The 19954-nt window shown below is 57.4% G+C and carries 18 protein-coding genes; 16 read left to right on the plus strand and 2 right to left on the minus strand.

Annotated elements, in window-relative coordinates; translation table 11 throughout:
* The first annotated feature begins 511 nt into the window (after positions 1-511).
* The 10 genes from alaS to D7M11_RS20070 all read left to right on the plus strand — a co-directional run bounded on the left by alaS (position 512) and on the right by D7M11_RS20070 (position 11324).
* Entirely contained in the window at positions 512-3133 is a 2622-nt protein-coding gene (gene alaS / locus D7M11_RS20025; RefSeq protein ID WP_120749026.1) for an alanine--tRNA ligase, read from the plus strand.
* Between the two features lie 142 nt (positions 3134-3275).
* Positions 3276-3536: an IreB family regulatory phosphoprotein gene (locus tag D7M11_RS20030; protein ID WP_120749027.1), complete on the plus strand. Its 261-nt coding sequence runs from the start codon at positions 3276-3278 to the stop codon at positions 3534-3536.
* 155 nt (positions 3537-3691) lie between these two features.
* Positions 3692-4108, plus strand: a complete 417-nt coding sequence (ruvX, locus tag D7M11_RS20035; protein ID WP_120749028.1) for a Holliday junction resolvase RuvX — start codon at positions 3692-3694, stop codon at positions 4106-4108.
* Between the two features lie 63 nt (positions 4109-4171).
* Positions 4172-4489 carry a DUF1292 domain-containing protein gene (locus tag D7M11_RS20040; protein ID WP_120749029.1) on the plus strand — a complete coding sequence of 106 codons (318 nt, stop codon included), beginning with the start codon at positions 4172-4174 and terminating at the stop codon, positions 4487-4489.
* Positions 4486-4803: a DUF1292 domain-containing protein gene (locus tag D7M11_RS20045; protein ID WP_240041227.1), complete on the plus strand. Its 318-nt coding sequence runs from the start codon at positions 4486-4488 to the stop codon at positions 4801-4803. The genes D7M11_RS20040 and D7M11_RS20045 overlap by 4 nt, the downstream gene beginning before the upstream one ends.
* A gap of 117 nt (positions 4804-4920) precedes the next feature.
* Positions 4921-5976: an endolytic transglycosylase MltG gene (mltG, locus tag D7M11_RS20050; RefSeq protein WP_240041228.1), complete on the plus strand. Its 1056-nt coding sequence runs from the start codon at positions 4921-4923 to the stop codon at positions 5974-5976.
* Between the two features lie 8 nt (positions 5977-5984).
* Positions 5985-6950 (plus strand): peptidase U32 family protein, encoded by a 966-nt coding sequence (locus D7M11_RS20055; RefSeq protein WP_120749031.1) that lies wholly within the window; start codon positions 5985-5987, stop codon positions 6948-6950.
* Between the two features lie 75 nt (positions 6951-7025).
* On the plus strand, positions 7026-8366 hold the full coding sequence (locus tag D7M11_RS20060) for a peptidase U32 family protein (RefSeq protein ID WP_120749032.1): 1341 nt from the start codon (positions 7026-7028) through the stop codon (positions 8364-8366).
* A 165-nt stretch (positions 8367-8531) separates the two neighbouring features.
* Complete coding sequence (locus tag D7M11_RS20065) at positions 8532-10346, plus strand: peptidoglycan D,D-transpeptidase FtsI family protein (RefSeq protein WP_120749142.1); 1815 nt, start codon at positions 8532-8534, stop codon at positions 10344-10346.
* Positions 10347-10523: 177 nt separating this feature from the next.
* Complete coding sequence (locus D7M11_RS20070; RefSeq protein WP_120749143.1) at positions 10524-11324, plus strand: YheC/YheD family protein; 801 nt, start codon at positions 10524-10526, stop codon at positions 11322-11324.
* A 162-nt stretch (positions 11325-11486) separates the two neighbouring features.
* Here D7M11_RS20070 and D7M11_RS20075 read toward each other — a convergent pair whose 3' ends face one another.
* Positions 11487-12542 (minus strand): YheC/YheD family endospore coat-associated protein, encoded by a 1056-nt coding sequence (locus tag D7M11_RS20075; protein ID WP_158606735.1) that lies wholly within the window; start codon positions 12540-12542, stop codon positions 11487-11489.
* Positions 12543-12716: 174 nt separating this feature from the next.
* Between D7M11_RS20075 and D7M11_RS20080 the strand changes: the two genes are divergently transcribed.
* The 3 genes from D7M11_RS20080 (at position 12717) to D7M11_RS20090 (ending at position 15525) form a co-directional block, all read left to right on the plus strand.
* Positions 12717-13274, plus strand: coding sequence for a superoxide dismutase family protein (locus D7M11_RS20080; RefSeq protein ID WP_120749034.1), 558 nt, complete (start codon positions 12717-12719; stop codon positions 13272-13274).
* A 147-nt stretch (positions 13275-13421) separates the two neighbouring features.
* Positions 13422-14390, plus strand: a complete 969-nt coding sequence (locus D7M11_RS20085; RefSeq protein ID WP_120749035.1) for an ROK family protein — start codon at positions 13422-13424, stop codon at positions 14388-14390.
* Positions 14391-14493: 103 nt separating this feature from the next.
* Complete coding sequence (locus tag D7M11_RS20090; RefSeq protein ID WP_120749036.1) at positions 14494-15525, plus strand: LacI family DNA-binding transcriptional regulator; 1032 nt, start codon at positions 14494-14496, stop codon at positions 15523-15525.
* Between the two features lie 87 nt (positions 15526-15612).
* Here D7M11_RS20090 and rpiA read toward each other — a convergent pair whose 3' ends face one another.
* A complete protein-coding gene (gene rpiA / locus D7M11_RS20095) occupies positions 15613-16290 on the minus strand; it encodes a ribose-5-phosphate isomerase RpiA (RefSeq protein WP_120749037.1) in 678 nt (225 codons plus the stop codon).
* 283 nt (positions 16291-16573) lie between these two features.
* Here rpiA and D7M11_RS20100 point away from each other — a divergent pair, with 283 nt between their 5' ends.
* From D7M11_RS20100 to D7M11_RS20110, 3 genes are read left to right on the plus strand one after another with little or no spacing between them, the layout of a single operon-like run.
* Complete coding sequence (locus tag D7M11_RS20100) at positions 16574-17746, plus strand: N-acetylglucosamine-6-phosphate deacetylase (protein WP_120749038.1); 1173 nt, start codon at positions 16574-16576, stop codon at positions 17744-17746.
* Positions 17747-17785: 39 nt separating this feature from the next.
* Positions 17786-19012: a Gfo/Idh/MocA family protein gene (locus tag D7M11_RS20105; RefSeq protein ID WP_120749039.1), complete on the plus strand. Its 1227-nt coding sequence runs from the start codon at positions 17786-17788 to the stop codon at positions 19010-19012.
* 30 nt (positions 19013-19042) lie between these two features.
* Entirely contained in the window at positions 19043-19792 is a 750-nt protein-coding gene (locus tag D7M11_RS20110; RefSeq protein WP_120749040.1) for a 6-phosphogluconolactonase, read from the plus strand.
* The last annotated feature ends 162 nt before the right edge of the window (positions 19793-19954 follow it).

A 19954-nucleotide genomic window follows, 5' to 3' on the forward strand; every position in this document is an offset into this window, starting at 1 on the left:
AGAGGGCACTACCGCCTCTAATGCGTTTGCCCTGGACGTAGGCGACCAAACATTGACAAACCGTGCCCCCAAAGATAGAATAATGGGATAAATGCGGTTTACAAACAACTCCGCAAAATGTTATATCCCAAACGCCATGATGAAACGAGTACGTCGTAGCCCTTGATCCAGAGAGAAGGCTCCGGTGCCGGAATTCCAATTCCTCAGCCGTGCTGGAAGAGCCTTTATTGAAGAAGAACGACCGAAGCTGCTTCGGAGCGTGGATCAAACTCCACCGGTGCGGAACCGTTACTTTCCGGCAAAGGCGATTGCGGGCATCTGCCCGGAACAGGCCGTACCTAGCGGGCAATGTTAGCAAATGTTGCAGGCGGGAACGGAGTTTCCGGCCGGGCACAGGCGCAATAACCAGGGTGGTACCGCGAGGAAGAACTCGTCCCTGAATTTATTCAGGGGCGTTTTTTGTTTTCTTTGGAGATGTAACCTATAACCCCAGGTAGATGGAGGAATCACGATGAAAGCTAGTGAAATTCGCCGCAAGTGGCTGGAATTTTTCGCTGAGAAAGGACACAAAATCGAGCCCAGCGCATCGCTCGTGCCGCACAACGATCCATCCCTACTGTGGATTAACGCGGGCATGGCGCCGCTGAAGGCTTACTTCGACGGCCGGGTCGTGCCGGAAAATCCGCGGATCGCCAATTCGCAGAAATGTATCCGCACAAACGACATCGAAAATGTCGGCAAAACGCGCCGTCACCATACGATGTTCGAAATGCTCGGCAACTTCTCCATCGGCGATTACTTCAAGGAAGAAACGATCACTTGGGCCTGGGAGTTTCTGACCAACCCGAAATGGATCGGCTTCGATCCGGATCGCCTGTCCGTCACCGTGTATCCGGAAGATACGGAAGCGTACGAGTTTTGGAACAAAAAGATCGGTATCCCGGAGAACCGGATCTACAAGCTGGAAGAAAACTTCTGGGATATCGGCGAAGGCCCGTGCGGCCCTTGTACGGAAATTTTCTACGACCGCGGCGATAAATACGGCGATCTGAACGATCCCGAATGCTGGCCGGGCGGCGAGAACGAACGCTTCCTGGAAGTATGGAACCTCGTCTTCTCGCAATTTAACCATAACAAGGACGGCAGCTACACGCCACTGCCGAACAAAAATATCGATACCGGCGCGGGACTTGAGCGTTTTGCTTCGATTTTACAGGATGTCGATTCGAACTTCGATACCGATCTGTTCCAGCCGATCATTCAGCAAACCAGCCAAATTGCCGGCGTTACGTACCATATGAACGCCGACCACGATGTGGCGCTCAAAGTCATCGCCGACCATATCCGCACGGTTGTATTTGCCGTAGGAGACGGCGTTCTTCCTTCGAACGAAGGCCGCGGGTACATCATCCGCCGTCTGCTGCGCCGCGCCGTTCGTTACGGTAAGTCACTCGGCATCGAGAAGCCGTTCATGTACAAGCTGACGGAAACGGTCGGCTCCATCATGGGCACGTATTATCCGGAAGTGGTCGAGAAGTGCGAATTTATCGAGAAAGTGATCAGGACGGAGGAAGAGCGGTTCCACGAAACGCTGTCCGATGGGCTCGATATGCTGCAATCGATAATCGCCGGGCTGAAGAAGGAAGGCAGCACCGTCATCGGCGGGCAGGATGCGTTCCGTCTGTACGATACGTACGGCTTCCCGCTCGATCTGACCGAAGACTTCGCCCAAGAGAACGGTTTTACGGTCGACAGCGCCGGCTTCGAAAGCGAAATGGAAGCTCAGCGAAATCGCGCCCGTTCGGCCCGGCAAGAGTCGGAAAGCATGAAGGTGCAGGGCGGACCGTTCGCCGAATATACGGTTAAAACCGAATTTGTTGGATATACTGATCTGGTAACTACTGCTAAAATTGTGGCGATCGTACACGGTGAATCGTTCGTCGATCTGATCGGCGCCGGCGAAACGTGCCAGGTCGTGCTGGACCGGACGCCCTTCTATGCGGAGAGCGGCGGGCAAGTAAGCGATCATGGCTTTATTGTCGGCAGCGGCGTGCGGGCGATCGTAGAGGACGTGTGGAAAGCGCCGCACGGTCAGACCGTACAATCGGTCAAGATCGAGCAAGGCACGCTCCGCACGGGGGATACCGTGCAGGCCGAAGTCCAGGTTTCGAGCCGCGGCGACATCGTCAAAAATCATACGGCGACGCACCTGCTCCACAAGGCGCTGAAGGAAACGCTTGGGGAACACGTGAATCAGGCAGGCTCTCTCGTCGAGCCGGACCGGCTGCGCTTCGACTTCTCCCACTTCGGTTCGATCAGCGCCGAAGAACTGGCACAGATCGAACAGCGGGTTAACGAGCAGATCTGGAAGCAGACGGGCGTCGTCATCGAGCAAAAACCGATCGCAGAAGCAAAGGCAATGGGCGCCATGGCGCTGTTTGGCGAAAAATACGGCGAAGTCGTCCGCGTCGTGCAGGTCGGCGACTACAGCATCGAGCTATGCGGCGGCTGCCACGTCCGCAATACGGCGGAGATCGGACTGTTCAAAATCGTCAGCGAAAGCGGCATTGGCTCAGGCGTGCGCCGCATCGAGGCCGTGACCGGACGAAACGCATACTTGTATCTGGATTCGCAGCTAGGACTGCTGCGCGAATCGGCAGCGATGCTGAAGTCGAGCGTAGCTGACGTGCCGAAGCGCGTGGAAGCAGCGCTTGCCCAGATGAAAGAGCTGCAGCGCGAAAACGAATCGCTGCGCGGCAAATTAAGCGCGATCGAGGCTGGTTCGCTGACGGACAGCGCCAAGACGGTCGGCGGAGTGACGCTGCTTGCGGCTAAGGTGAACGCTGGCGACATGGATTCGCTGCGCAATATCGTAGACCAGATGAAAGTGAAGCTGGGCTCGGCCGTGGTCGTGCTCGGAGCAGTGGAGGGCGACAAAGTGAATCTCGTTGCGGCCGTGACGCCGGATCTCGTGCAGAAAGGCTTCCATGCCGGCAAGCTGGTCAAGGAAGTTGCTGCCCGCTGCGGCGGTGGCGGCGGCGGCAGACCGGATATGGCGCAGGCAGGCGGCAAAGATCCGTCGAAGCTCGGCGAAGCGCTTGCGGCTGTCGAGGCGATCGTAGCGGGACAATAACCGCAAGGCATTCACCAGTGCCTCAATTACAAACTTTTTTAAAATTGTGTGAATATTTACAAGCTCCGACAGGAATTTTGCGGGGACTCGCGAATAATAATGGTAAACAATGGCGTTTCAGCAATCGGGGGGTGTTACGGTAATGAATCCGATGGATAAAACGATGAAATTCGACGTCAAAGCCGACGGCGTGGAAACTTCGCCGAAGGAGGTTTTGCTCGCGGTGTACGATGCGTTGCAGGAGAAAGGGTACAATCCGATTAACCAGATCGTCGGTTATTTGTTATCCGGGGACCCTGCGTTCATACCCCGCCATAACAATGCAAGAAGCCTGATCCGCAAAAGAGAGCGGGATGAGCTGATTGAAGAGCTCGTCCGGTTCTACTTGCAGCACCATAAATGACCGATGGCCGGTGGAGATTTCCATCGGCTTCCGTGCTTAGGCGTTTTTTCCGAAAAAGGGCGCCGCTATCGGGCGGCGGCCTGTACGGGAAGCGCACGTAATCGCTGCGGAGACGATGGTTGTCCGGCCGGCGGCGAAAGGGATTGTAAACGATCATGGGCCGAATTATGGGACTGGATTATGGAGACAAGACGATCGGCGTTGCCGTCAGCGACGAATTCGGCTGGACAGCGCAGGGGGTCGAGGTCATCCGGAGGCGGAAGCCGGAGGATGACGAGTTGCGGCTGCAGCAATTGACCGCCGAATACGAGGTCCAGTCGATCGTGGTCGGTTTGCCGAAAAATATGAACAACACGATCGGACCGCGCGGCGAGCTGTGCATGGCGTTTGCCGAATCGCTGCGGGAGTCGCTGCGGCTCCCCGTCAGTATGTGGGACGAACGGCTGTCGACGGCGGCTGCGCAGCGGACGCTGCTCGAAGCGGACGTCAGCCGTAAAAAAAGAAAGATGGTCGTCGACAAAATGGCGGCCGCGATTATTTTGCAAAACTACTTGGATTCCAGGCGCGGTTAATAAGAAACGGACTAACAACGTTCTTTTTGATCCCGCCATAAATCGAAAAGGTGAGGTGCGACCATGTCTAAAGATGAGCTTAACGCAAATGAGCCGGAAATCATCTATATTCCGGACGAGGAAGGCAACGAAGAGGAATTTGAAGTGATTATGAAATTCGAGATCGAATCCGGGGAGTTTGCGGGCAACCAATACATGATGGTCGTTCCGATCGAGACGGATGAGGAGAACGAAGATAGCGACGAAGTATACGCGTTCCGCTACGAGGAAGACGGCGACGATCTGCAATTGTATACGATCGAGAATGAGAAGGAATGGGACGAAGTGGAAGAAACGTTCAACACGCTCGTTGCCGAGGTCGAGGAAGAGGAAGACAAGTGAGCGAGCAGTCGGAATGGGCGCAAGTCGAAGAAGCCCGGACGCTCCGGGACAAGTACGGCGACCAGATCGAACTGACGGATGAGCAGGACGAAGCGGTCGTTCACCGCATATTGGCGGAATTTCGCCACGAGGGCAGCCTGTATGCGGTGCTCCAATCGAAGGAACTGAAGAAAGACAAGGAAGTCGCCATTTTCAAAGTTACGCAAGCCGCAGACGGCGAGCTCACGCTCGAGACGATTGAAGACGATGACGAATGGGAAACCGTTTCGGAGCTGTATGACGAAATGTCGTTTCCCGGTCAGGACCGGCCCTAAAGCCGGGTGCCTCGCGCACCCCGGCAGTGCCGGCTGGCCAGTTGCACGACTACGGGCGGCTGTATAACCGCTCTTTTTTTCGTGTACAGCCGCGCTTGGATATGGGAGAGGGATCGTTTGAAACGAATCGCATTTGTAGTGCTTTGGTGCGTATTGCTGGGCCTGGTGCTCGCCGGGGCGGGAACTGCGGTCTATGTAGCGTCCGCGCTTAAGCCGGTCGAAGCCTCGGGGGATAATGAGGTACGGATTTCGATTCCGGCAGGCTTCGGCTCGGGGCAAATCGCGAGACTGCTGGAGAGCAGCGGGCTGATCCGCGACGCCAAAGTATTCCGCTATTATTTGATCTATAAAAAAGAAGGCGCCCGGTTTCAGGCCGGTGACTATATGATGACGAAAGGGATGGAGCTGGACGACATCATCCGCAAGCTGAACGACGGCGATACCGTCAAGGACGAGACGTTACGCTTCACGATACCCGAAGGGTACTCGGTGATGCAGGTGGCGGACAAGCTGGAAGAGCAGCCGGGCTTCGACCGGAACGCGTTCCTCCAGCTGGTAAACAGCAAAGACGAGTTCGCGGCGGTGAAATGGGTGTCGGACATTCCGGACGACCCGAGAATCAAAACCAGGCTGGAAGGTTATCTGTTTCCCGAAACGTACGAAATGAAGCTGGACAGCACCACGAAAGACATGGTGCTCCGGATGGCCGGCGAGCTGGACAAAAAGCTCGCGGGACTGCCCGCCGATTGGCAGGACAAGCTGAAGATGCGGGGGCTTACGTTCCACCAGATGATGACGATCGCTTCGATGATCGAGCGCGAAGTGGTGGACGACGAGGAACGGCCGCTTGTCGCCAGCGTCATTTATAACCGGATGAAAATCGGCATGAAGCTGCAGCTCGACGCTACGGTGCAGTACGTGCTGGACAAGCCGAAGGAACGGCTGTTTGAGAAGGATCTGCTGATCGACAGTCCGTACAATACGTACAAGGTCGCCGGATTGCCGCCGGGGCCGATCGCAAGCCCGAGTTTGAAGTCGATCGAGGCGGTGCTGTATCCGGCCGAATCGAAATTTTTGTTTTACGTGACGAAAAGCGACGGATCGCAAAAGCATAACTTCGCGGAGACGTACGAGCAGCATCTGAAAAATATTGCGGATAGCAAGAAGAGGTGACAACGAGAATGACGAGCGATGAAGGAAGAGAAGCCTCAGCGGGATTTCGCAAGCCCGAGCTGCTGATCGGAGCGGGCTCGATCGAGCAAATCGAGCGATTTGCGGATGCCGGCGCGGATGCGGTTGGCATCGGCGATCGCCGCTTCGGCATGCGGCTGATGGGACATATCCCCGAGGAGCGCATCGCGGAGGCGATCCGGGCTGCCCACAGCAAGGGCATGAAGGCGTACGTCGTGTGCAACGGCATTTTGCATAACGAACTGCTGCCCGCCCTGCCCGGCTATTTGAAGCGGATAGCGGACGCCGGAGCGGACGCCGTCGTGTTCGGCGACCCGGCCGTGCTAATCTCGATGAGACAGGCAGGCGTCAAGCTGCCGCTTCACTGGAACGCCGAGATGACCTCGACCAACTACAAAACGGCGGGGTATTGGGTCAGCAAAGGAGCGACGCGCGTGTTCCTCGCCCGGGAGCTGAATATGGACGAGGTGCTGGAGTTCCGGCGCCAATTCGCCGCCGAAATCCAGGTGCAGGTTCACGGGATGACGAATATTTACCATTCGAAGCGGAATCTGCTGACGAACTACTGGGAGCATCAGGGACGACCCGCGAGCGGGGAACGGCTGGATGCGGACCGCAAGCTGTTCCTGATCGAGGAAGAGCGCAAGGACGAGAAATATCCGGTATACGAGGACGAGAGCGGCACCCACATTATGAGCGGTGACGATCTGTGCATGCTGGAAAGCTTGCATGAGCTTATGGAAGCCGGTTTCGACAGCTTCCGGATCGAAGGGCTGCTGAAATCGCCGGAATATAATGAAGCGGTCCTTCGCGCCTACCGTCTGGCGATAGACGCGTATGCGGCTGATCCGGCGGGGTATTCGTTCGACGAGGCATGGCTCGAGCCGATTCGCAGTCTGCAGGACCCGGATCGCGAGCTGTCGTTCGGCTTTTTCTACAAGGAGCAGGTGTACTGATGGCGCCTTTTCCAAGCATATACGGCTTGACGGAAAAGGATCAGACCGGCACGATAGAGGCAGGGGTGGTTAAGGATGAATAAAGTGCTGGAGCAAATCGTTCATACGACATTAAAGCCGGGGCAGAAGCCGGAGCTGCTCGCGCCCGGCGGCAATCTAGAGAAGCTGAAATTCGCGATCCATTACGGCGCGGATGCGGTTTATATAGGCGGGCAGAAGTACGGGCTTCGCTCGAACGCCGACAATTTCACGTTCGAGGAAATGCGCGAGGCGGTCGAATTCGCGAACCAGTACGGGGCCAAAGTGTTCGTGGCCGCCAACATTTACGCGCACAACGAAGATATTGCGGGCATTGAGGATTACTTGCGCAATTTGCAGGAAGCGGGCATTGCCGCCATCATCGTTGCCGATCCGGCGATTATCGAGACGTGCAAACGGGCGGCGCCGAAACTGGAGATCCATCTAAGCACCCAGCAGTCGACCGTCAACTGGCAGGCGGTGCAATTTTGGAAGGAAGAAGGCATTCACCGCATCGTCCTAGGCCGGGAGGCGACGATGGAGGAAATAACCGAGATCAAGCGTTATGTGGATATCGAGATCGAGACGTTCATCCATGGAGCGATGTGCAGCTCTTACTCCGGACGGTGCGTACTGTCGAACCATTTTACCGACCGGGATTCGAACCGCGGGGGCTGCTGCCAATCGTGCCGGTGGAAATACGATCTGTTCGAAGAAAGCGGCGCGGAGATCGAACAGATCGTCAGCGAGGAGGAAGCTTTGGCGGATCAGGCCGTCAAGCGCTACAAGGAAGGCATGACCGGAACGCCGCTGTTCCCGGGAGAAGACCCGTTCATGATGAGCGCCAAAGACTTGTGCATGATCGAACACGTGCCGGAGATGATGATGTCCGGGGTGGAGAGTTTCAAGATCGAAGGGCGAATGAAGAGCATCCACTACGTGGCAACCGTCGTTAATGCGTATCGCCAGGCGATTGACGCCTTCTACGCCGACCCGGAAGGCTACGAGCTGAAGGAACAATGGCTGCACGAAATTTATAAAGCGGCGAATCGTCCGCTCAATACCGGATTTTTTCTGGACGTACCGGACCATGAGGATCATATATTCGGCCCGGAGGAGAAACGGATCGATTACGATTTTGCCGGTTTGGTCGTTGCGTATGACGAATCGACGCGGATGGCGACCGTGCAGCAGCGCAATCATTTCAAGCCCGGCCAAGAGGTCGAATTTTTCGGCCCCGGCGGCACCTTTTTCAAGCAGCAGGTCGGCCAGCTGACCGACGAGGAGGGGCAGACGCTGGACGCCGCCCGCCACCCGCTGCAGCTTGTGAAGTTTCAGGTCGAACAGCCGGTCAAGGCGATGGATATGATGCGCAAGCAGGTCGGCCGGAAGAAGTGACAAGATCTTAAGTCGTTGTGTTGCTGCTTGAAGCGGCAAACAGCGGCTTTTTTTTGTACCACGCTGATATTTGGAGCGAGCTCGAGCGGTTCGATGCCGGCTGTTTGCGCCCTCGCCGCTTTGTCGATACTGATACTTGATACGCACAAAGACGAGGCAAAAGGGATGGTCTGGATGAGGCAGCGCAGAATATGGTTCAGCTTGCTTGTTATCACGCTGTTGCTAGGCATATGGCTAGGCCGCCTGGCCTGGATTCAGGTGATCGACACCGGCAGCTTCTCGCGAAGGGACATCGATCTGACCCGAAACTCGGTGGCGCAGCGGGAGGTGGGCATCGAGCTGGACAGCGGGCGTGGCGGGTTCGTGGACCGATTAGGCAAGCCGCTGACCGGGGAAACGGTCAAGGCGCTTGTCGTCTTCCCGCTTTCGCGCAGCGAAACGCAGTATGCGGGCGCGCTTGCCGAGGCAGGGGCTATTTTGCAGGCGGATGGGAAGGTGTGGAACGACTTCGTAAGCAGCGCGGTCAGTCCGGCGATGTGGACGGATGCCGCCAGCGGTTTGCCGGTCGCTCTCACGGACAAGCAGGTAAGGATCCTAACCGGGCTGGATATTCCCGGCATCGTCGTTATGGATACGGTGCGAAGATATCCCGGGGATGGGGCGGCCAGGCATGTTATCGGATACATTGGGCAAAATCCGCAGCGGATCGAATCCGAGTTCGCCAGGCAGCTGCTTAGCGGAAGTTTGACGATGACGAGCCGGATCGGCGCGTCAGGGCTGGAGAAGACGATGGAGACCTATTTGCAGAGCGTGGGCAAAACGTCGGTCAGCTTGTTTACGGACGGGGCTCACAGACCGCTCGCCGGGCTGAACGTTCGCTTGATTCAGCCGAACAACCCGTATTATCCGCTTCAGGTGAATACGACGCTGGACCTCGATTTGCAGAAGCAGGCGGAGCGGCTGCTGGACAAGGCCGGGATCGCTTCCGGGGCGGCTGTCATTCTGGATGCGAACAACGCCGATGTGCTGGCGATGGCCAGCCGGCCGGATTTTGATCCGTACCGGGTGACGCCGCAGGACGGCAACTGGGGCAACAAGGCGCTCAAGGCGATAACGCCGGGGTCGGTATTCAAAACCGTTGTGGCGGCCGCCGCGCTGGAGGAAGGCGTCGTACAGCCGGGGGAAACGTTCGAGTGTAACGGCGAGCTGGGCAAATACGGCTTTACGTGCTGGCTGCATGGCGGTCACGGAACGATTACGTTCGAAGAGGGATTTGCGAAGTCGTGCAACATCGTCTTCGCCAGAGTGATGCAGCGGCTAAGCGGCAGCAAATTGCAGGAGGTGGCCGATCGGCTCGGTCTGGATAGGCAGGTAGGCTGGTCCGCCGGAAACAATGACGGCAAGTCATGGAGCCAGTTTGACGGGGAAGAGCGCGGCCAGATTTTCGCCGGACGTACGCCCAGCGAGGACGAAGGCGTTCGCGTCCAAACGGCGATCGGCCAGCGCGACGTGCTCGTATCGCCGCTCCAGGCGGCCAATCTGGTCGTAACGCTGCTGCATGGCGGAGAAGTGCGCAGCCCCCGCATCGTTACGGATGTGCGCTATCGCACCGGGGCCGTCGTCAAGTCGTTTCCGGAGCGGGTGCTTGTTTCCGGCAAGGCGGGTATTCCGGCCAAAACAGCCGGAACGATTCTGGACTTCATGCAGGAGGTTGTCTCTGAGGGAACGGGACAATCGCTGCAAAACGCCAAATGGCATCTCGCCGGCAAGTCCGGCACGGCGCAAACGGCATGCGGAGGGCGGCCCTGCGTACATAGCTGGTTTGTCGGCTACGGGCCCGCAGAAAAGCCGAAGTACGCCGTCGCCGTTGTGGCCGAAAACGAGCCGGAGAACACGGCGAGCCGGGCGATCGCCGCTTTTCGGGACATCATGGACATGCTGGCTGAGCGAGAGAATAAGCTTTTGCCGAGGGACAAATGAACAGGAAGATGTCCTTCCCCGGGCATACGATATAGCGTTATCCGCTAATGGTACTGCCGCAAAAGCTTAGGATGACGCGGTAACAATCGGCCCTGGGAATTGAATCCTCCGGCGAAGCTTCGGCCGCTGTTCACGCGGCGCAGGCTGTTCCGGAAGTTCGAGGAGGTAAGTGAAGTTATGGAACAAGATTTGCAAGAGGAGGGAAAGGAAGCGAATATTGCGTCGGCCGAACAGGCAGCGGAACTAAGTGAGATCCCTCAGCCTGCCGCAGCGGATGCCTCCGCTCCGCCGGCGTCCGAGCAAGAGGAGAAGGCGACCATTTCTCGTCAGGTGGCCAGCAAGTGGGTGAAAACCTCCGTCCTGCAGCAGGACGGAAGAGTGGCGCGATACATTCCGGAAACGCATCTTTTCTCTCCCGCGCATTTGGGCTCCATGCTGTCCAGATATGGGAGAGTCGTGATGAAGCCGGTCGTGGGCACAGGCGGCAGCGGCGTCGTGATGATCATTAAATCGGGCTCGTCCTATACCGTGCGCCATCGGCGGAAAATACGGCGGTTTGGAAGCTTCTCCGCGATGCAGGCTTTCGTAAACGGCATACGGCGCAGGCGCTCGTATCTCGTGCAGCGCGGGATATCGCTGGCAACGATCGGCGGTCGCCCGATCGATTACCGGGTGAAGATGGTGAAGGAGCACGGGGGCTGGGTGACGCGGGCGATGGTAGGGCGGCTGGCCAATCCAGGCATGTTCGTCACGAATTTGTGTCGCGGCGGGACGATGCTCTCCTCTACTCAAGGAATTAGCAGATCGCTTTCGAGCAAGCTCGTTCGCCGCAAAAAAGCAGAAATGCGCGACGTTACGCGCACCTGCATCCAACTTCTCGAAAGACATTTTCCGGGTGTCGGCCAGCTCGGTTTCGATTACGGGTTCGACCGTTCCGGAAGAATGTGGATTTTCGAAGTGAACACGAGACCGCACTAATAGTCGATCTTGCAATATGTACTCGCGAAAAGCGAGGAAGGATGCCGCTTACTGCGTTTGGTGCAGAGGCGGCATCCTTTTTTTTTGGGAGCGGCGCACGGGCTTGTCCTCCCGGCTATTCCCGCATGACCAGCGCCGAGCGGATGGGCGGTCATGCGGGCTCTATTTCGGATTCACCGCCAAATAGCGGGCAAATTGGTAATGCAGCCGGAAGCAGCGTTTAGCCGCCTCGTCGCCGTACACTTTGCGGATGACCGATTTTCCGGGTTTAATATTCGCTTCGAGCAGCCACAGCGCCCCGGAGCGGTCGACCGCAAAATCGAGTCCGAATTCGGCAAAGCGTTTGCCGTAGTCGGCCTCCAGATGGGCCGGAATATGGCCGGACAAAAATTCGATTTTGTCCAGTAGTTCCGAGGTTTTATCCGGGTCGAACAGCTTCTCGAGGTATGCTTTCGTTTCGTAGGCGCGGCCGCCGCCGGAGATGTTGGAGGTGATGCTGTTCCGGGCGCCTTCTCTGACGGCTGTTCCCGTAATGACCCATTGTCCCGAACCGTCTTTCTGGACAAGCGAACGGATATCGTACACTCGTCCTTCCGGGTTGCGGATATCGATCCAGCGCTGGAGCAAATACTTGCCTCCGCCTGCAGCCAAACGCAAGGCGCTGCGAACGGTCGGCTCGCTCCCGGAAACGACCGATCGGCCGTTTCTCACAAGCGCCCACCCCGTGCCTGCGCGGGTCAGCTTCATGATGCCCTTGCCGCCCTTGCCGTTGATCGGCTTGATCATAATCGTGCCGTGCTCTTTTGCGAATGCAATCGCATCGCCGGTCGACCGCATCGGTATCGTCGGCAGCAGATGGGGCTTAAGCGCCTCCGAGGCGAGCAGATGCTGCTGGATCGTCCATTTGTTGCCGGAGGCAAAACCGGTGAAGCGGATCGGCGTCGCCTGTTTCACCCGGATCGACCGCTGTACCGTCTCGGGCTTCGTATAATAGCCGATATCGATGGCCGCGACCGGGTATTCGCGGGACGTCTTTACCCAGCCGCGGCCCGGTGTGTACATATACCCGTCGATACGTTTGCCGAGCAGCCGGACGCCTTGCGGGACAAACAACAGAACGCCGGAAAAGCCGGCGGAAACAGCTGCTTGCGCATGCGGATGGAACCGTCTCGGGTTGCCGATATGGTTGGTCATGATCCCAAGCAGGTTGGTTGTCATTGTCGCATCACCTGATGTATCGATGTTTTTCCATATCCTAAGCATATGCCGCTAAGCCCGCTTGGTGCGGAGGTGCCGGCGGAAACGGGCGATAGGCTGTTTAAGTCGTGCCAGGGAAGTAAACACTGAACAAATGTAAGACCAACAAAAATCGATCAACTAGGAGGAAACAGCATGAATGGAAAACATACCGGTTTGATCTCGCTCGGTGTGCTTTTGCTTGCAGCAACCGGATGCCAGTCGCAATCGGTATCTGGGCAAGCGGCGGCCGAGCCTGCGAAAGCGGTCATCCAGTCGTCGATCGTAAATGGCACAGGTCAAACGATCGGTAAAGCGACGCTTATGGAGCAGCCGGGCGGCGTACGCATCCAGATGGAAGTGAAGGGCATCTCGCCGGGCGTGCACGGCTTCCATATTCACGAGGTCGGAAAATGCGAAGGACCGGACTTCACCTCCGCGGGAGCGCATTTTAATCCGCTGGACAAAAAGCACGGCCTCCTCAGCATGGCCGGTCCGCACGCAGGCGATATGCCGAACCTGGTAGCTGCGGCGGACGGAAGCGCGAACGCCGACTGGCTCTTAAGCGGGGTTACGCTTGCGCCGGGCAAACCGAATTCGCTCCTGAAGGAAGGCGGTACATCGCTTATGATTCACGAGAAAGCCGACGACGGAATGACCGATCCTTCGGGCAATTCGGGCGCCCGCATCGCTTGCGGCGTCATTCGCCGGTAATCGCATCAGCTTGCATCAGCACATAAGCCGCTATCCCTGGAAAACTCGGATGGCGGCTATTGATTTGTTTGAAGTGAAATTCCCAATCGCCCGTCGGTTATGGTACTTTATACGTATATGAAATTTGGAGTCGGGGGTGCGTGCGGAATGACTGTACTGGGCGGAGTGGATATCGGCGGCACAAAATGCGCCGTTACGCTGGGCGTGTCGGAAGAAGGAACGGCTCGGATCGCGGCAAAGAAGTTATTTCCGACACCGGGTACGCCGGAGGAGGCGATGCGTCTCATTCGCGAAATGTTGGGGGAACTGCTTGCGGAGCAAAACGGCTGGAGCCTGGAGGCGATCGGCATCAGCTGCGGCGGCCCGCTGGACAGCAGATCGGGGCTCGTCCTGTCGCCGCCGAACCTGCCGCTCTGGGACCGGATTGATTGCGTGTCTCCGCTTCGCGAGTCGTTCGGCGTTCCGGTGGCGCTGCAAAACGACGCGAACGCTTGCGCTCTGGCGGAATGGAAATGGGGAGCGGGCAAAGGGACGAGGAACATGGTGTTTCTGACGTTCGGCACCGGTATGGGGGCAGGTCTCATCCTGGACGGCAAGCTATACTCGGGGACGAACGATATGGCCGGGGAAGTCGGTCATATGCGTTTGAGCGAGGACGGTCCGGTCGGCTATGGCAAAGCCGGCTCGTTCGAAGGATTTTGCAGCGGCGGCGGTATCGCCCGGCTGGCGAGAGTAAGAGCGGAGGAAGCGATCGGAAGCGGCTCCCCGCCATCCTTCTGCCGGTCGCCGGAGCTGCTGGAGACGATTACGGCGAAAACGGTTGGAGAGGCGGCGGAGCAGGGGGACCCGCTCGCGCTGGACATATACGCTGCGGTCGGCCGGATGCTCGGCCGAGGACTGGCGATGCTCGTCGACGTGCTTAATCCGGAGCTGATCGTTATAGGCAGCATTTACGGCAGGCAGCGTTCCTTGCTCGAGCCAGCGGCTCTTGAGGAACTGCGGCAGGAGTCGCTTGCGCTGCCTGCGAGCGTATGCCGGATCGTGCCGGCCGGACTCGGCGAGCAGGTAGGCGACTTCGCGGGCTTATCCGTCGCTATGAACGCTTTGCAGCGATAAGGCGGCTGTTGCGCCTTCCGATGCAAGCCGCTGCGGGCAAGCTTGACGGAGAACGATAAAACCGTTTTAATTATAGTAAACGATTGCCGGGAGAACGTATACAATGAAAAAATCGTTAACGATACATGACATTGCGAAGCTGGCGGACGTTTCGTCGGCGACAGTATCGCGGGTGCTCAGCAACAGCAGCTATCCGGTCAGCCCGGAGCTCCGCCAGAAAATTTTGCGCATCGCCAAAGAATACAATTATGTGCCGAATATGCTCGGCAAACAGCTCAAGACGAAGACGAGCATGACGATCGGGGTCATTATCCCGACAATTACGAACTTGTTCTATTCTTCCATCATACTCGGCGTCGAAGAGATTGCCCGCAAAAACAATTATCAGGTGCTTCTCTGCAATTCCTTTCAGGATCCCGCGCTGGAAGATAAATACATTCAGGCGATGTTCGAGAAGCAGGTGCGAGGTCTCGTTATCTCCTCCATCTCGAGCGATAAGCGACAGCTGAAACATTTTATCGATATGGGCCTGAACGTGGTGGCGGTCGACCAGAAGATGGGCATGGACGATGTCAGCGAGATCGACTTCGACTATTACAAGGGCGGCCATCAAGCGACCAGACACATGATCGGGAAAGGGCACCACCGCATCGCATACGTGACGGCGCCGCTGGACCGGCCGAGCCGGATCAGTATCCACGAAGGCTATCTCGCCGCCATGAAGGAGGCGGGGCTCGAGCCGCTCGTGCAGGAGGGCGGCATTGAATCGTACAGCGGCACGTACGAGTTCGAGAACGGTAAGCTGCTGACCCGCAAGCTGCTCGGCCGAGAGGGGGAGCGGCCGACGGCGATATTCGCCTGTAACGACATGACCGCGTTCGGCGTCATTAACGAATTGTCGGCAGAGGGGCTGAAAGTGCCGGACGATATGTCGGTGATGGGCTTCGACGGCATCGACTTCGGAGCGATGATGAACCCGCCGCTAACGTCGGTGCTCCAGCCGACCTACGAGATGGGCAGGCTGGCGTGTAATATGCTGCTGGACATGCTGATCGATTCCAAAAAGGCGGAGACGGGCATCATGCTTCAGCCCAAGCTCGTGGAGCGCGAATCGGTCGCCGATCTGCGAGGCTGAGTGCACCGCCGCAAGCTGCTGCAAAATGCAAAGCGGTCCCGCCTATGGGCCGGGACCGTTTTTTCGTACAACTACTCGCGGAACGTTTCAGCGGCCCCTCGTCCGGATTTCGGTCCGCCCGTCGCTTCTGCCGATTATAAGCGTATCGGCCATGTGGACGAAGAGTCCGTTTTCCACGACACCCGGAATCGTGTTGAGTTCGCTGTGGATACGCTCGGGGCCGGGGATCGCAGTGAACCGGCAATCGGCGATGTAATGGCCGTTATCGGTAACGAACGGAACATTGTCCTTCATTCGGAGAACGGGCGTGCAAGGATACGCTTTGCTCAGCTGTCTCATCGTCGTTTCCCAGCCGAATGTAACAATTTCCACCGGCAGAGGAAACTTGCCGAGTTCATCGACGTATTTCGTTTCGTCTGCGACAATGATGAGGCGTTTCGAGATCGAGGCGACCATCTTCTCGCGCAGCAGCGCGCCGCCGCCGCCTTTAATCAGGTTCAGGGCCGGATCGGCCTCGTCCGCGCCGTCGATCGTCAAGTCCAGCTCGTCGATGCGGTCGATGCCGATCAAAGTGATTCCAAGCGAGGCGGCAAGCCGCTCCGTATCGTTTGACGTGGATACGCAGCGGACGCGGAGTCCTTCTTTTACCCGCTCAGCCAGCTTGACGATCGTCCAATATACCGTCGAACCGGTACCGAGCCCGAGCGTCATTCCGTCTTGAACGTATTCGAGCGCTTTTTCTCCGGCTATTCGCTTACTTTCCATGATCATTCCCTCCATGTGCCGAACTTTCACTTTACATTCGTCCTTCTCTCCCTATCTTCCTGCGGCCCGCGGAGAGCAACGGATGCGATTTTTGCATAAAATAACCGTTGGCAAATGTTCGGCTGTATGGTAAACTGACAGTAATCGATTACTTATCTTTTTGTTTTACTGTTAACTTTGCTGTTTTTTTGTCTCAATGTTAATCGATTTCTTTCTGGCCGGTCCAGAAAAAGAACCGCTTTTTAGGGTCGGCTGAAACCTTAGTGGTCGGGAGTTAATACAGATGAGCTTGGACAAACGAAAAGCAAGAAGGGCGGATACCGGCGAAACGGTAGAGGTCGTTTTTGGAGATGGAGTTATTGCGGAAGTTCGCGCCTGCTATGACGAGCCGGCCGCAGCTGCCGAGGCGCTGCCCTTCATCTCGCCGGGCTGGATCGACATTCAAGTAAACGGTTACTCCGGCTTCGATTTCAACAAAGAGCCGGTAACTGCCGAGGATGTGCTTGGCGTCACAGCACAGATGCACAAGTATGGGGTAACCACGTATTTGCCGACCATCATTACCGGCAGCTTCGAGCTAATGGAACAAGCCGCCCGGCAGATCGGCAGCGTCTGCGACACGCACGAACTGGCTGCAAACTCGATAGCGGGCATTCATCTGGAGGGCCCTTACTTGTCGGGCGAAGACGGTCCGCGGGGCGCCCATCCGCGCGAGCATACACGCGATCCGGACTATGCGGAGTGGCGGCAGCTTCAGCTTGCCAGCGGGGGCCGGGTCCGCATGATCACGATTGCTCCCGAGCGCGCGGGGACCCGGGAGTTTGTAAGCCGGCTTGCGGAAGAAGGAATCGCGGTTTGTATCGGCCATACGGCGGCGTCTTCAGAGCAGCTCGAGGCGGCTGCCCGGGCCGGGGCGGTATTGTCGACGCATCTCGGCAACGGTTCGCACCCGGTGCTTGCCCGGCATCCGAACTATATATGGCATCAGCTCGGCGACGACCGGCTGTGGGCGTCGTTCATTCCGGACGGCCATCATCTCGCGCCTGCCGTGCTGAAATCGATGGTGCGGGCGAAGCGGGACCGCTTCGTATTCGTCACCGACTGCGTAGCGCTTGGCGGCATGCCGCCCGGCCGGTACCGCTCGGGCATCGGCGGCGAAGTGGACGTTCACCCCAGCGGCCGGCTGAGCACGGCCGGCAATCCGAACATTTTGGCCGGATCAAGCGCCACGATGGCCGATTGCGTCGCCGGGGGGATGCGTTATGCAGGTTTGTCGCTGCGGGAGACGATTGAGGCGGTTACGCAGCGCCCGGCGCTCGTGCTCGGCAGAGAGGATCTCGGCCGTCTGGAGCCGGGGACCGCAGCGGATTTGACGCTGTTCCGAGTGGACGGCGATGGCGGCGTTACGGTGCTTGAAACGATCGTAAAGGGAAAAAGCGTGTACGGCGGCCACTAAAGGTGGACCGAAAATCGTCATGGGAGAGAGTGAGCTGCAATGAAAAAATATGTCATCGTCGGTGCCGGAGGCCGGGCGCTCGGCATGTTTGCCAAACCGTTCGCGGCCGAGCTGAAGCCATTTGCCGAACTGGCCGGCGTATTTGATGTCAACCCGGTGAGGGCTACCATATTAAGCGAGCAGGCGGGCGGCGTTCCCGTCTACAATGACTTCGACGCGATGATTAGCGAAGTAAAGCCGGATGCGGTCATCGTGACGACACCGGACGCCCTGCATCACGAATATATTATTCGCGCGCTGGAAGCGGGATGCGACGCCATATCGGAGAAGCCGATGACGACGGACGCGGAGAAGTGCCGGGAAATTATCGAAGCCGAGCGGCGCACCGGCAAAAAAGTAATCGTTACATTTAACTGCCGTTACATGCCGTATGTCGTCCGGATTAAGGAACTGCTTCAATCGGGGACGATCGGCGATATTTTGCACGTAACGCTGAACTGGTCGCTCGATACGAAGCACGGCGCGGATTATTTCCGCCGCTGGCACCGCCAGATGAAAAACAGCGGCGGCTTGCTCATCCACAAATCCACGCATCACTTCGATATGGTCAACTGGTGGCTGGACGACGAGCCTGCTACGGTATATGCGAACGGGTCGCGATTGTTTTACGGACCGACCCGCGAAGAACGCGGCCGCACATGCTCGACCTGTGCGCATACGAGCACCTGCGAGTTCCATTACGATATTAACGCGAGCGCCTTTACGAAGTCGTTCTACAAGGATGCGGAACAGCATGACGGCTATTACCGCGACCAATGCGTGTTCGGCGACGATATTGACATCTACGATACGATGTCGCTCAGCGTCAAATATTCGAAGGGCACCCAGATGTCGTATTCCTTGAACGCATACAGCCCGTACGAAGGCTGGAAGGCGACGTTCGTCGGCACGAAGGGCCGGATCGAAGCGGAAGACAGCCATAGCGGCTTCGCTACGCAAGAACCGTTTAACTATGTCCGGGTATATAACCATAAAGGCGAACTGATGACGGTTCAGAGCCGGAAGGCGACGGGCGATCACGGGGGCGGCGATCAGCGGCTGCGGCGGATGATATTCGCGGGCGACGTGGCCGATCCGCTCGGCCAGATGGCCGGCTCGAGGGCGGGCGCCATGTCGCTTTTGATCGGCGCAGCGGCCAACATTTCCATCGTTAGCGGCGAGCAAATCGTAATTAGCGATCTACTGAAGGAAACGGTAACGAAATAATGATCATTTTTACCCCAAGGAGGATGTAGCATGAGTATCCATATTTCGGAAACGCCCGAGCAACTCGGGGCGGCTGCAGCGCGTCAAGCGGCGGACATCGTTCGCGGCGCGATCGCGGCCAAAGGAAAGGCACGCATCGTATTGTCCACCGGAGCTTCCCAATTCCAGTTCATACAGGCGTTTATTCAGGAAGAGCTGGATTGGAGCCGGGTCGAAATGTTCCATCTGGATGAATATGTCGGCTTGTCCGAATCGCATATTGCCAGCTTCCGCAAATATTTGAAGGAGCGCTTTGCCGATCTGATTCCGCTCGGCACGGCCCATTACGTGAACGGCGAAGGCGATGTCGCAGCGAATATTGCCGCGCTTACCGCCGAGCTTCGCAAGGAGCCGATCGATCTGGCGCTGATCGGCATCGGCGAGAACAGCCATATCGCCTTCAACGATCCGCCTGCCGATTTCGATACGAAGGAAGCGTACATCGTCGTCGATCTCGACGACGCGTGCAAACAGCAGCAGGTTGGTGAAGGCTGGTTCGCGACGATCGACGACGTGCCGAAGCAGGCGATCTCGATGAGCGTGTACCAAATTATGCAGGCGAAGACGATCATTTCGTGCGTGCCGCATCAAGTGAAGGCAAACGCGATCAAGAAAACGATGGAAAGCGAGCTGACGAATCTGGTGCCTTCGACGATGCTGAAGACGCATACCGACTGGGCGCTGTATCTGGACCGGGCTTCGGCTTCGCTAATCGATGCTGCGGCACTTTCGGGTCGTTAAGAGAAACTGCGGGACAACAGGTCCTGCCCCCATCCTCCGTACCGATCTGGTGCGGAGGATTTTGGCGTTTGACTGCAAATACTGGTATATTGATAATAGTAGTAAGGAATGGTATTCTCATTAAAGAACGTAATTCTACATAGTAGAACAAGTCGAATCGAG

The organism is Paenibacillus ginsengarvi (assembly GCF_003626695.1).
GTDB classification, from domain to species: Bacteria; Bacillota; Bacilli; order Paenibacillales; family NBRC-103111; genus Paenibacillus_AB; species Paenibacillus_AB ginsengarvi.

Bases quoted from the DNA above. Each gene is read 5' to 3' on its own strand.
- alaS (WP_120749026.1), top strand. From the start codon at position 512: ATGAAAGCTAGTGAAATTCGCCGCAAGTGGCTGGAATTTTTCGCTGAG.
- D7M11_RS20030 (WP_120749027.1), top strand. From the start codon at position 3,276: ATGAATCCGATGGATAAAACGATGAAATTCGACGTCAAAGCCGACGGC.
- ruvX (WP_120749028.1), top strand. From the start codon at position 3,692: ATGGGCCGAATTATGGGACTGGATTATGGAGACAAGACGATCGGCGTT.
- D7M11_RS20040 (WP_120749029.1), top strand. From the start codon at position 4,172: ATGTCTAAAGATGAGCTTAACGCAAATGAGCCGGAAATCATCTATATT.
- D7M11_RS20055 (WP_120749031.1), top strand. From the start codon at position 5,985: ATGACGAGCGATGAAGGAAGAGAAGCCTCAGCGGGATTTCGCAAGCCC.
- D7M11_RS20060 (WP_120749032.1), top strand. From the start codon at position 7,026: ATGAATAAAGTGCTGGAGCAAATCGTTCATACGACATTAAAGCCGGGG.
- D7M11_RS20065 (WP_120749142.1), top strand. From the start codon at position 8,532: ATGGTCTGGATGAGGCAGCGCAGAATATGGTTCAGCTTGCTTGTTATC.
- D7M11_RS20070 (WP_120749143.1), top strand. From the start codon at position 10,524: ATGGAACAAGATTTGCAAGAGGAGGGAAAGGAAGCGAATATTGCGTCG.
- D7M11_RS20075 (WP_158606735.1), bottom strand. From the start codon at position 12,542: ATGACAACCAACCTGCTTGGGATCATGACCAACCATATCGGCAACCCG.
- D7M11_RS20080 (WP_120749034.1), top strand. From the start codon at position 12,717: ATGAATGGAAAACATACCGGTTTGATCTCGCTCGGTGTGCTTTTGCTT.
- D7M11_RS20085 (WP_120749035.1), top strand. From the start codon at position 13,422: ATGACTGTACTGGGCGGAGTGGATATCGGCGGCACAAAATGCGCCGTT.
- D7M11_RS20090 (WP_120749036.1), top strand. From the start codon at position 14,494: ATGAAAAAATCGTTAACGATACATGACATTGCGAAGCTGGCGGACGTT.
- rpiA (WP_120749037.1), bottom strand. From the start codon at position 16,290: ATGGAAAGTAAGCGAATAGCCGGAGAAAAAGCGCTCGAATACGTTCAA.
- D7M11_RS20100 (WP_120749038.1), top strand. From the start codon at position 16,574: ATGAGCTTGGACAAACGAAAAGCAAGAAGGGCGGATACCGGCGAAACG.
- D7M11_RS20105 (WP_120749039.1), top strand. From the start codon at position 17,786: ATGAAAAAATATGTCATCGTCGGTGCCGGAGGCCGGGCGCTCGGCATG.
- D7M11_RS20110 (WP_120749040.1), top strand. From the start codon at position 19,043: ATGAGTATCCATATTTCGGAAACGCCCGAGCAACTCGGGGCGGCTGCA.